Below are 12083 nucleotides of genomic sequence, written 5' to 3' on the forward strand. Positions count from 1 at the left end.
CAGGGCGTGTCCGCTTACTTCTTGAGCTGCCAGGTGATCTCGCCGCCCTTGATGGTGCAGTGTACCCGGCCGGTGAATTCGGTGCCCAGGAACGGGGTATTCCGGGACTTGGAGCCGATGTCTGCCTCGGTGAAGGTCCAGCGCTCCTCCGGGGCCAGCAGCACCAGGTCTGCCGGGCCGCCCACCCTGATCTCGCCGCCGGGGATCGAAAGAATCCGGCAGGGATTGACGCTCATCAGTTCAATGAGCCGGGCCAGGCTCATCCGGCCCGAGGCCACCAGAGCTGTGCAGCTGGCTGCGAAGCTGGTTTCCAGGCCGATGATACCGTTGGGGGCCTTTTCAAAGTCGGCCTTCTCCTCCGGGGAGTGGGGAGCGTGGTCGGTGATCATCGCATCGATGGTCCCATCGCAGAAGCCCTCAATGATGGCTTCGCAGTCCCGCTGTTCCCGGAGCGGGGGATTCATGCGCCAGTTGGCGTCCCGCCGCAGCAGTTCCTTGTCGGTGAGCAGCATATAGTGGGGAGCACTCTCGCAGGTGACCTGTACGCCCCGCTTCTTGGCGTCCCGGATCAGCGCCACCGAAGTTTCGGTGGACACATGGCAGATGTGGATGCGGGTGCCGGTGCTCTCTGCCAGGGTCACTTCCCGGGCAGTGATGGTGTCCTCACTGGTGCGGTCCATGCCCTTGACCCCCAGCGCCTCGGACACAGCACCCTTGTTGATGATGCCTCCGGCGATGATGTCCAGATCCTCGCAGTGGCTCACCACCGGCAGATCCAGCTTGTAACAGGCTTCCATACCCGCCTGCATCACTGCGGCATTGGCTACCGGCTTGCCGTCATCACTGGCGGCAACCGCTCCGGCTGCCTTCAGCGCCGCAAAATCGCTGAGCTCGGTGCCCTTCATGCCCCGGGTGATGGTGCACACCGGATAGACCCGGGCTTTGGCATGTTCCGCCTTTTCCAGAATGTAGCGGATGGTATCGGTATTATCAATGGGGGGATTGGTATTGGGCATGCATACCACTGAGGTGAATCCGCCCCGGGCTGCCGCTTCACAGCCGGTGAGGATATCCTCCTTATAGGTCAGGCCCGGGTCCCGCAGATGGACATGCATATCCACCAGACCGGGAGCCAGCACCAGACCGTCTGCCTCCAGGACGGTGTCCGCCTGGGTGCGGGTGCTGTCCAGTTCGGTGATGACGCCGTTTTCCACATAGACATTCATCACACGGTCAAGGTCATTTGCCGGGGAAAGTACCCGGGCATTGCGAATCAGGATACTGCTCAAAATCTTCCCTCCTGTCACTTTACAATGGCTACGCAGTCCTCAGGACCGCCGTCTGCCTGGACCTCCACCATCTCCTCCTTGGAGGTGGGCAGGTTCTTGCCGATGAAGTCCGCCCGGATGGGCAGCTCCCGGTGGCCCCGGTCCACCAGGATCGCCAGCTGGATGTTCCGGGGGCGTCCCCGGCTCATAATGGCATCGATGGCAGCCCGGACACTGCGTCCGGTATAGATTACATCATCAATGAGCACCACACGCTTCCCGTCAATGGAGAAATCCAGGCGGGAATGGTCCTCATAGCCCTCCGGCGCGCTGCCGTCGTCCCGGAACAGGGTGATGTCCAGTTCCCCGCATTCCACCGGACGGTTTTCGATCTCTCCGATGCGGTCAGCGATCCGACGGGCCAGTACGGCGCCGCCGCTGCGGATGCCGATCAGACACAGATCCTCCGCACCCCGGTTGCGCTCTACGATCTCAAAGGAGATCCGGGTAATTGCCCGGCTGATGGCCTGGGCGTCCATAATTACGGTTTTTTCCGCCATAACTGCGGTTTCCTCCCCTCCGGCTGCAAAAAGAAAAAGCCTTATCCGCATGGCAGATAAGGCTTCAGCTATCCAAAATCACTCCGGAATCCCGGGAAACTTCCCCGGTGTTCCGTACAGGATCTGTTCTCTATTCGACGCAGCCGATTCCTTGTCAGCCTCACGGGACCAACTTAAAGGTTTTGCTTTGTCCTTATTATACTCTCCCATCCGCCATTTGTCTATAAAAAATTGCGGATTCCGGACGAAATTTCCATAGAAGTTCCGTCCCGGAATAAGCAGATTTTAAGGCAATCTGCCGGAGCGGTCAGTCGGTGTGGACAGCATTGGGATAGACCCGCCGCATCCGCTCATCGGGATAGTGTTCGTCCAGGAAGGTGCTCAGGGCAGTGGGCGGTGTATCCACGCCCGAAGCCCGCTGGGAATACCGGGCCAGAGCCAGGCCGGACAGGGTGATATTCACCGACATGAACACCACAAAGACCCAGGTGAGCACCCGGCCCAGCCGGATGGGCAGGCGTTCGATGCGGTCGGACAGGAAGGGATAGACTCCCTTGATCCACACCACTGCCGCCATGCCCCAGAAGAAGCAGTAGAGCAGGTTGATGCGTCCGCCGAGGTTGAATTTGAAGGCGCTGTAATCCCAGAACACCGTTCCGAACATCACTTCGGTAAAGACGCTGCACACATATTCATACACGCCGCCCAGAACAGTGCCTGCCAGAAAGACAGCGACGCTGTCCCGGTGGCGGAGGCGTTCGAGCATGACGGTCATCAGTACGGCGCCCAGTCCCCACACGATGCTGAACGGACCGTACAGCACACTGCTGCGGCTCATCCACACCCCCGCGGTAGCATGGCAGTAGATGGTTTCGATGATGTCACCCAGGAAAGCGCCGATGCCGAAGAGCCATACCAGCTTATAGAAGCCGCAGCCATAGGCAAAGACGCCGCTGGCAGCTTTCTGGTGTTCCCGGAAGGCCCGGGCAGCTTCCTCATGCCGGGAGAGCTGGGGAACGGTGCGCTCCATACGGCGCTGGATGCGTCCGAGGATGGCTTCGCTGAGCCGTCCCGGGAGGCTGGCAGCCTGTTCCAGGGCCTCCATCTGCTCGGGGGTAAGGGCAAACTGACGGCGCATCCGCACCATGGTGCCGGCGGTGGCGATCAGGTCCAGGCCGAGCAGGATCACACAGCCCAGCAGGATCACCCGACCGACGGGAACGGGGATCAGCTGCACCAGCCGGACAACCAGGGGGTTGATCCAGCGGACGATGGCCACAGCGCCCGCGCCCCAGAAGGCGGAAAACGGCAGGCAGACATAGCCGCCGAAGTGGAAGCGGAACCGGCTGTAATCCCACCACTTGGTACCGGTGAGGCCTTCCAGGAAGCGGTTGGTGGCATATTCCAGCACGGTGGCAACGACGGTGCTGCCCACAAAGAGGAAGAACAGATCATTCCGCAGTGGTTCCAGGAAGCGCAGGATAAACAGGATGCCCACGCCATAGATGGGACAGACCGGGCCGGTGAGGAAACCGGTATTGACAAACTTTTTGCGGCTCACAGCCGAGAAGGCGACTTCAGCCAGCCATCCGAAGAAGGAATAGAGGAAGAAGAGCCCCAATGCAAGATACAGCGAATCCATAAAAAACACTCCTTATACACATACAGCCAACACAACACAGTATACCTTTTTCTGGCATAAAAGTTGTAACCTGGGGCTGAACATTTCCAGAATCCTGTGAATTGCTGTCCATGAATCATTCACAATCCAGACATTTTTACCGGCATACAAAAAAGCGAACCGGAGAAGGATCTCTCCGATTCGCTTGATTGGTTCATATCAGGGGATCACTCAGTAGAGCTTGGCGCCGGCGGGGATGCGGTCGTCCACCATCAGCAGATTGAGCCCTTCCTTGCCGTCCTCACTGTGTACGGCGCTGATAAGCATGCCGCAGGAGTCGATGCCCATCATCTTCCGGGGCAGCAGGTTGGTGATGGCAATCAGGGTCTTGCCCACCAGCTCCTCCGGCTCATAGTACTCATGGATGCCGCTGAGGATCACACGGTCCTCACCCGAGCCATCGTCCAGCACGAACTTGAGCAGCTTCTTGCTCTTGGGCACTGCCTCACAGGCCTTGACCTTCACAACCCGGTAATCCGACTTGGCAAAGGTCTCGTAGTCGATCATATCCTGGAACAGCGGCTCGATCTCCACCTTGGAGAAGTCTGTCGGCTCTGTGACTGCTTCCTTCATGGGAACCGCAGCCGGAGCGGCAGCTGCTGCCTTTTCCTCCCGGCGGTCACCGGTGCCCAGCGGCTTCATGGTGGGGAACAGAATTACTTCCCGGATTGTATCCGAGTTGGTGAGCATCATGACTGCACGGTCAATGCCCATGCCCATACCACCCGTGGGCGGCATGGCGTATTCCAGTGCCATGAGGAAGTCCTCATCCAGCATCTCAGTTTCATCATCGCCGCGGTCACGCAGTTCCACCTGCTTTTCAAACCGCTGACGCTGGTCGATGGGATCGTTGAGCTCGGAATAGGCGTTTGCCAGCTCGCTGTGGCAGACAAACAGCTCGAACCGCTCGGTCAGGCGGGGGTCCTTGGGGCTGCGCTTGGTCAGCGGGGATACCTCCACCGGATACATGGTGATGAAAGTCGGCTGGATCAGCCTCTCTTCTACCTTCTGATCGAAGCAGGCATAGAGTGCGTTGCCCCAGGTCTTGTCGGCAGTTTCAGCCAGCTCCACGCCCACGGCCTTGGCAGCAGCCACAGCTTCAGCATCGTCGGTGATGGCATCAAAGTCAATGCCCACATACTCCCGTACGGCCTCTACCATGGTCAGACGGCGCCAGCCGGGGGTCAGGTCGATGGTCTCGCCCTGCCACTGGATCTCATAGGTGCCCAGGATCTCCTTGGCAGCGCCCGAGAGAATGCCCTCGGCAATATCCATCATGCCATGGAAATCAGTGTAGGCCTGGTAGAGCTCCACCGTGGTGAATTCGGGGTTGTGCTTGGGGTCCATGCCCTCATTGCGGAAGATGCGTCCGATCTCATAGACGCGCTCCATACCACCCACGATCAGACGCTTCAGCGGCAGCTCGGTGGCGATGCGCATATACATATCAATGTCCAGCGTATTGTGATGGGTGATGAACGGACGGGCAGCGGCACCGCCGGCAATGGTATTGAGCACCGGGGTTTCCACTTCGATATAGCCCATATCGTCCAGATAGCTGCGCATGAACTTGATGAACTTGGAACGGGTGATGAAGGTCTTCTTCACATCGGGGTTCACCATCAGGTCCAGATAGCGCTGACGGTACCGGGCATCGGTGTCCTTAAGGCCATGCCACTTTTCCGGCAGCGGACGCAGGCTCTTGGAGAGCAGGGTCAGCTTTTCAGCCTTCACCGAGATCTCACCCCGGCGGGTGCGGAATACTTCGCCTTCCACGCCGATGATGTCGCCCAGGTCCCACTTGCCGAACTGACGGAAAGCTTCCTCGCCGATCTCATTGATCTTTACATAGATCTGGATGCGGCCGCTGCCATCCTGCAGGTCGATGAAGTTGGCCTTACCCATATCACGCCAGCTCATAATACGGCCGGCAATGGATACATGACGGCCCTCAAAGCCATTGTCAAAGCCATCCACAATTTCCTTGGCATGGGCATCTACATCAAAACGGGTGATCTCATAGGGATTCTGACCCGATTCCATCAGTTCATTGAGCTTGTTCCGTCGGATCTGGAGCAGTTCCGAAAGGCTCTCGCCGGTCTGAACTTCCTCCTGTACGGGGGTATTGTTCCGTTCACTCATCTATTTTACACTCCCTGTATAATTAACGTTACCTTTTTATTTTATCATGTTTTAGCCGTTTGTCCAGCGGCGGAATTTGACTTTTTCCCATAGAAACACAAAATGCGGACATTTCTGTCCGCATCTGTCAAAACACTGTTCTTTACCGGGAGATTTCCAGGATCTTGAAGCTGATCACGCCAGCCGGAGCCTGAACCTCTACCACTTCGCCCACCTTATGGCCCAGCAGAGCCTGGCCTACCGGCGACTTATCGGTGATGGTTTCTCCTTCGCCGCCCGATTCCAGGGACGATACAATGCGATAGGTCATCTCATCGCCGTATTCCACATCCAGGATCTTGACCAGCGAACCAACCGATACAGCATCGGTGGCAATATCATCATGGTCGATGATCTCCACATGCTTGAGCTGTTCCTCCAGCTGTGCGATGCGGGCTTCCATGACAGCCTGGTCATTCTTGGCCTCATCATACTCACTGTTCTCGGACAGGTCACCGAATCCACGGGCTATACGGATCTTCTCGGATACTTCCGCACGACCAGTGGTGCGCAGCTGATGCAGTTCTTCCTGGAGCTTGTCAAAGCCCTCCTGTGTCATCAAAATCTTATCCAAAGCAATCACCCTTTCTGGTGCAGTTCAGTCAAACAAATGTGCGTCCTGCGACGCATAATATCAGTATTATAGTAAAATCAGTCCCCGGTGTCAAGTGCGAAAGCTGTCTGATCCGCACTTCCCGGTGATTTATTTTGGCAAAACAGGCGGCAGATACTGGAATCTGCCGCCTGTGGGATTTTTCCCTTGGTATTCAGTTGGAGCTTATGCAGCTTCGTCCTCGGAAGAGCTCTCTTCGCTGCTCTCCTCCTCCGACGAAGTCTCCTCCGAAGCGGTCTCCTCTTCGCTGGAGGTATCCTCCTCGGTCTCCTCCTCCGAGCTGCTCTCGGGGATCTCGCTCAGGCCGTCAAAGCCGCCGGTCTTGATCACCGCTTCCGCCAGCTCCAGTGCCTTCTTCAGCTGGGGATCGGTCTCCTCGTACAGCTCATAGAAGTTGCGCTGCTGTTCCGCTGTGAGCTGCACCGCGTAATCCGGCTTGACGCCTACCCCGTCAAAGTTCTCGCTCTTGGGGGGATTGTACTTGGCTACGGTGATGCTCAGGGCGCCGCCGTCGCTCAGGGGATAGATGGTCTGCATTACGCCCTTGCCATAGGTCTGGGTGCCTACGGTACGGCCCTTGTTGTAATCCTTGATGGCCTGGGCGAACAGCTCTGCCGCACTGGCGGTATTCTCGTTGGTGATTACCACCATGGGGAGGTTCACCTCATCGGCGTCACTGGTGCCCAGCACCTCGGTGTGACCGTCGTGATAGGTAGCCGATACCAGATCGCCTTCGGGCAGCAGGGTATCCAGCATATCCACCACCGAGTCAATGGTGCCGCCGGGGTTGTTGCGCACATCAAAAATCAGCGCCTTGACGCCATTGCCGGTGAGCTGCTTGAGGGCAGTATTGAACTGGGCAGGAGTATTGTTGTGGAACTCCTTGATCCTGATGTAGCCCACATCGCCGTACTGTTCCCAGGTGACCATGGGCACTTCGATATTCCGGCGGACGATCTCCACATCATCGTCCTGGCTGTCCCGGCGGACCACCAGATTCAGGGTGGAGCCTTCCTCGCCGCCCATGGAGGTGCTCAGTTCCGAATAGTTATCGGCAGTGACCATGGTGCCTTCCACTTCCACGATGAGGTCGCCCACTTCAATGCCGGCTTCCTCTGCCGGGGAATCGGCAAAGACCTCGATGACCTTCATATAACCGCTGGGGTCCATGACAACGCTGACGCCGATGGAGGCCTTCTGGCTCTCATAGGCTTCCATCTGTGCCTGATATTCCTCGGGGGTCATATACCGGGCATACTTGTCGCCCAGGCCGCTGACATAGCCCTTGGCTACGGCATTCATCAGTTCTTCCTCATCAATATCCCCATAAAAGTTCTGACGGACATATCCGTCGATCTCATTGAGTTTGCTGTACATGACTTCACTTTCCCGCAGGCTTTGCATCCGGCCGTTGAAGTCGTACATGGAGTAGCCTGCCGTAATGACAATGGCTACCGCCGCTGCCAGGGACATCAGCGCAATGGCGACGCCCAGTGAAATTTTTCTGTTCATTGATTCAACTCCTGCCTCTGGTTCTGCCGCATGGGACGGCAGAGATCTACCGGTATAGTATAACACAGTTTCCACAGCCTTGGGGACAGAATCTGTGCCCCGAAGGTAAAAATTCTGTGAACACCCGGGATTTTCCCATGAAAAACAGGCTGCCGCCTCCCACGGGGAAAGCCGCAGCCTGTCTGAACATGCTGTTCTGTGTGATCAGGGCTTGAGATAGCCGCTGAGCGGATTGACAGCGGTACCGTTTTCACGCACCTCGAAGTGCAGATGCGGGCCGGTACTCCAGCCGGTGGAACCCACCTTGGCAATGGCCTGTCCGCGGGTGACATGATCGCCCTCGGATACCAGCAGCTGGCTGGTATGACCATACAGGGTGGAGATATTGCCGCCATGGTCGATGATGAGGTACCGTCCATAGCCTACGCCCTGGACATAGGTCTCCTGGGCCTTGATGACAACGCCGTCCGCTGCCGCCACGATATTCTGTCCGTAGATATTGGAGCCGGAAATATCAATGCCGGTGTGGAAGTCGGTGTTGTTGAAGCGCCAGCCATAGTAACTGGTGATGCCGGTGTAACCGGGTACAGGCCAGGTCATGACGCCGCCGGTATATTCGCCCTGGGACTCATAGGAGGCATAGATGTCGTTGATTTCGCTCTGTACCTGCGCCATCATCTTGTCGATCTCTGCCTTGTTGGCCTCATACTGCTTCTGCAGGGCATCGATGTCCTCGATCTGCCCCTGGATCTGGCTCACCTGACCATTGAGCTGCTGCTTCTTCTCGTCCAGGGTACCCTTGGACTCGTTGAGATCCGCCTTGTTGGCCTCATTTTCCTCCTGGAGCTTTTCCAGCTCCGCAATGTTGGCTTCCAGGCCGGCAATGATCTCCCGGTCATTTTCCGCTACCCGGGCGGTGATGTCCGCCTTCATCAGGAAGTCGGAAAAGCTGTCAGCACCCAGCAGCAGGCTGATGGTGCTGCTGTCCCCGGACATATAGGAAGCCCGGGCCCGCTGACGGAAGATCTCATAATCCTTGTCGATCTCCTCTTCCAGATCCGCAATGCTTGCGTTGTTCTCCGCGATCATATTGTCCAGCAGGGTGATCTTGTCGGTGAGCACATTGATCTGCGCCTGGGTATTGTCGATCTGACCATTGAGCTGATTCTTCTCTGCCAGATACTTGTCCTTTTCACTCTTGGCTGCGTCGATCTGCGCCTGGATCTCCTTCTGATGTTCCTCCAGTTCTTCATACTGGTTGTTCAGGTCGTCGATCTGCGCCTGGTCATCCGAGCTCACGGTGGTGTCCGCATAGCTCACCTGCCAGAGCTTCTCCGACTGTGTACTGAATGCTGTGGTGATCAGGCCGGCACAGAGTGTCAGCGCGATCAGCCGTCTGTATGTCTGATGCATGGGGTATCGCCTCTTTTTCTGTCCATCCCCGGGGGAATGGCCGCCGTTATACTTTCAGGTATTTACGCACAAAGATTATGCTGCCCAGGGTGCCGATGGCAACTCCCACAAACAGGAAGCAGCCCATGAGCGGCAGTGCCATAGAGCCGAAGGGCACCAGGTTCTCGGTGAGGAAGGTCAGCCAGCCCACACCCTCGCCTGCCAGCCAGTGTACCAGCAGGGAATAGAGCCCCCAGATCAGCAGGAAGGCCACCGAAGCGGAGAGCAGGCCGAGCAGAAGCCCTTCCACAATAAAGGGCAGGCGGATAAACATATCCGTTGCGCCCACATACTTCATGATGCTGATTTCCTTGCGGCGGTTGAATACGGTGATCTTGATGGTGTTGGCAATGATCATCGATGCCACGCCGATGAGCAGCAGCACAATGGCTGCGCCGCCCAGGTTGACAGCATGCTTGATGATGGTGATGGTCTGGGCCACCTGTTCCGGCGCCCGGACATAGTCCACATCATCGTAATCGGACAGCACCTGTACGGTGGCGTCCAGCTGGGAAAGATCCCGGATGGTCACGCTGAAGGAATCGGGCATGATATTGTCCTCATAGAGGGGGGCAAACAGCTCCTCGCTGTTTTCAGCCACACCGCTCATGGACTGTACCCAGCTGTTCAGACCCTCTTCCTTGCTGATGAACCGGACTGCCGATACATTCTCGGTATTCTTCAGCTGCTGTTCCACTTCGGAAATGCGGTCGTCACTCAGGTTATCCTTGAGGAACACCACTACTTCATTCTGTGCTTCCACATAGCCTACAAAGCTGTTGGCATTGAAGCTGAACACAATGGAAGCACCGATCAGCAGCATACAGGCCACCAGTACACCGATGGCTGCCACCGACATCTGTTTGTTTGCATAGATATTCCGGGCGCCTTCCCGCAGAAGGTACCCGATACTACTTCCTCCCATTGTGACCTCCTATTTTGCCGGTATCCGCCACCAGGCGGCCCTTTTCGATCTGAATGATGCGATGATCGAACTGCGCAACCAGTTCATGTTCATGGGTGACCATCACAATGGTGGTACCCACTTTATTGATCTCGGTGAGCAGTTCCACGATCTCATAGGAGAGTTCCGGGTCGATATTGCCGGTGGGCTCGTCCGCCAGGATGAGATCCGGATTGTTGACCAGCGCCCGGGCCAGGGCCACACGCTGCTGTTCGCCGCCGGAGATCTGCTCCGGCATGCTGCGGGCTTTTCCCTGCAGGCCCACCAGATTGAGAATATAGGGCACACGCTGCCGGATATCCTTATTGGATACATTGGTGGCACGCAGGGCAAAGGCCACATTGTCATACACATTCATTGTGGGAATCAGGCGGAAATCCTGAAACACCACGCCGAGCGTCCGCCGGAAATAGGGGATATCACGCCGCTTCATCTCCCCTACATTCCGACCATTTACAATCACACGGCCGGAAGTGGGAGTTTCTTCCCGAAGCAAAAGGCGCATCAGCGTACTCTTGCCCGCTCCCGAAGAGCCGACAATAAACACAAATTCGCCTTTATCGATATCCAAACTCACATTGTCGAGTGCCAGATTTCCGGAAGGGTACCGCTTGGATACATTTGTCAGTTTAATCACACTCAATTACCGCCTTGCAGACAATGACTCATTTGGGATTATACGGTCTTTTTCAGAACTGTCAGGTGCTGGTTCCCGCAGCGGGATCAATACTTGACGGGATTGGCTGTCAGATACTTCTTGACCATCAGGGCAACCTTGAAGATGATGGCGTGATCGAACTCCCGCAGATCCAGACCGGTGAGCTTCTTGATCTTCTCCAGCCGGTAAACCAGGGTATTGCGGTGTACGAACAGCTTTCTGGAAGTTTCCGATACATTCAGATTGTTTTCAAAGAACTTCTGGATGGTGAACAGAGTCTCCTGATCCAGGCTCTCGATGGAACCCTTCTTGAATACTTCCTTGAGGAACATTTCACACAGGGTGGTGGGAAGCTGATAGATCAGACGGGCGATGCCCAGGTTATCATAGCTGACAATGGCCTTTTCGGTATCGAATACCTTGCCCACTTCCAGCGCGACCTGTGCTTCCTTGAAGCTCTTGGCCAGATCCTTGACGCCCACAACAGTGGTGCCGATGCCCACAACAACCTTGGTATAGAACTCGCCGCCCAGAGTATCCACAATGGAACGGGCCAGCTTTTCCAGGTCCTTGGAATCGATGCCGGCCTTGATCTCCTTGACCAGCACGATGTCACTCTCGCTGATATTGAAGACAAAGTCCTTCTGCTTGTTGGGGAACAGGTTCTGGATCACATCGAAGGCGGAGATATCATTGGAGGAGACGATCCGCACCAGCAGAACCACCCGGCTCACATCCGAATTGAAGTGCATTTCCCGGGCCTTGACATAGATGTCGCCGGGCAGGATGTTGTCGAGGATTACATTCTTGATGAAGTTGTTGCGGTCATACTTCTCGTCATAATACTGCTTGATGCCGGACAATGCCACAGCCAGAATGCCGCAGTACCGGGCAGCCATTTCGTCCGAGCCCTCCACAAAGACCGCAAACTCCGGCTTGGACTTGGAACCGAACGGCTTGTAGGTATATCCATCCCGCACAAACAGATCCTGATTTTCCCCCATGTCCAGCATGAGATATTCACTGGTCTCCCCGATGCGGGTGAGATCGCTGCAGGAGATAACGGTAGCAGTATCGTCCACAACGCCGATCACACGGTCGATGGAATCCCGCATCTGGTGGATAATGCCCTGGAATAACCGGTTAGACATAATTCTTTACCCCTCTTCGCTATGATTTCAGTGCAAACTTTCG

10 protein-coding genes are annotated in these 12083 nt (G+C 56.4%); all 10 read right to left on the reverse strand.

Going from position 1 to position 12083, the window contains the following annotated elements; genetic code table 11:
* Positions 1–14: 14 nt before the first annotated feature.
* Entirely contained in the window at positions 15–1289 is a 1275-nt protein-coding gene (locus tag H9X81_RS02795; RefSeq protein ID WP_243423953.1) for a dihydroorotase, read from the reverse strand.
* Between the two features lie 14 nt (positions 1290–1303).
* Positions 1304–1828 (reverse strand): bifunctional pyr operon transcriptional regulator/uracil phosphoribosyltransferase PyrR, encoded by a 525-nt coding sequence (gene pyrR, locus H9X81_RS02800; RefSeq protein ID WP_177503128.1) that lies wholly within the window; start codon positions 1826–1828, stop codon positions 1304–1306.
* 307 nt (positions 1829–2135) lie between these two features.
* On the reverse strand, positions 2136–3470 hold the full coding sequence (locus H9X81_RS02805; RefSeq protein ID WP_204719660.1) for a putative ABC transporter permease: 1335 nt from the start codon (positions 3468–3470) through the stop codon (positions 2136–2138).
* 210 nt (positions 3471–3680) lie between these two features.
* Positions 3681–5651: a lysine--tRNA ligase gene (gene lysS, locus H9X81_RS02810; protein ID WP_204719662.1), complete on the reverse strand. Its 1971-nt coding sequence runs from the start codon at positions 5649–5651 to the stop codon at positions 3681–3683.
* A gap of 142 nt (positions 5652–5793) precedes the next feature.
* A complete protein-coding gene (greA, locus tag H9X81_RS02815) occupies positions 5794–6270 on the reverse strand; it encodes a transcription elongation factor GreA (protein ID WP_177502569.1) in 477 nt (158 codons plus the stop codon).
* 198 nt (positions 6271–6468) lie between these two features.
* Positions 6469–7815 (reverse strand): S41 family peptidase, encoded by a 1347-nt coding sequence (locus tag H9X81_RS02820; RefSeq protein WP_204719664.1) that lies wholly within the window; start codon positions 7813–7815, stop codon positions 6469–6471.
* Positions 7816–8019: 204 nt separating this feature from the next.
* Positions 8020–9228 carry a murein hydrolase activator EnvC family protein gene (locus tag H9X81_RS02825; protein ID WP_204719666.1) on the reverse strand — a complete coding sequence of 403 codons (1209 nt, stop codon included), beginning with the start codon at positions 9226–9228 and terminating at the stop codon, positions 8020–8022.
* A gap of 46 nt (positions 9229–9274) precedes the next feature.
* Positions 9275–10192: a permease-like cell division protein FtsX gene (ftsX, locus tag H9X81_RS02830; protein ID WP_204719668.1), complete on the reverse strand. Its 918-nt coding sequence runs from the start codon at positions 10190–10192 to the stop codon at positions 9275–9277.
* Entirely contained in the window at positions 10179–10868 is a 690-nt protein-coding gene (ftsE, locus tag H9X81_RS02835; protein ID WP_177502563.1) for a cell division ATP-binding protein FtsE, read from the reverse strand. The genes ftsX and ftsE overlap by 14 nt, the downstream gene beginning before the upstream one ends.
* An 86-nt stretch (positions 10869–10954) precedes the next feature.
* Positions 10955–12040: a PucR family transcriptional regulator gene (locus H9X81_RS02840; protein ID WP_191393042.1), complete on the reverse strand. Its 1086-nt coding sequence runs from the start codon at positions 12038–12040 to the stop codon at positions 10955–10957.
* Positions 12041–12083: the final 43 nt, after the last annotated feature.

Origin of the sequence: Hydrogenoanaerobacterium saccharovorans, from assembly GCF_016901815.1 — a bacterium.
Lineage (GTDB): Bacteria > Bacillota > Clostridia > Oscillospirales > Ruminococcaceae > Avimicrobium > Avimicrobium caecorum.

What these genes read in the sequence shown, in the direction of transcription:
- pyrR (WP_177503128.1), bottom strand. Translation starts at nt 1,828, where the DNA reads ATGGCGGAAAAAACCGTAATTATGGACGCCCAGGCCATCAGCCGGGCA.
- H9X81_RS02805 (WP_204719660.1), bottom strand. Translation starts at nt 3,470, where the DNA reads ATGGATTCGCTGTATCTTGCATTGGGGCTCTTCTTCCTCTATTCCTTC.
- lysS (WP_204719662.1), bottom strand. Translation starts at nt 5,651, where the DNA reads ATGAGTGAACGGAACAATACCCCCGTACAGGAGGAAGTTCAGACCGGC.
- H9X81_RS02820 (WP_204719664.1), bottom strand. Translation starts at nt 7,815, where the DNA reads ATGAACAGAAAAATTTCACTGGGCGTCGCCATTGCGCTGATGTCCCTG.
- H9X81_RS02825 (WP_204719666.1), bottom strand. Translation starts at nt 9,228, where the DNA reads ATGCATCAGACATACAGACGGCTGATCGCGCTGACACTCTGTGCCGGC.
- ftsX (WP_204719668.1), bottom strand. Translation starts at nt 10,192, where the DNA reads ATGGGAGGAAGTAGTATCGGGTACCTTCTGCGGGAAGGCGCCCGGAAT.
- H9X81_RS02840 (WP_191393042.1), bottom strand. Translation starts at nt 12,040, where the DNA reads ATGTCTAACCGGTTATTCCAGGGCATTATCCACCAGATGCGGGATTCC.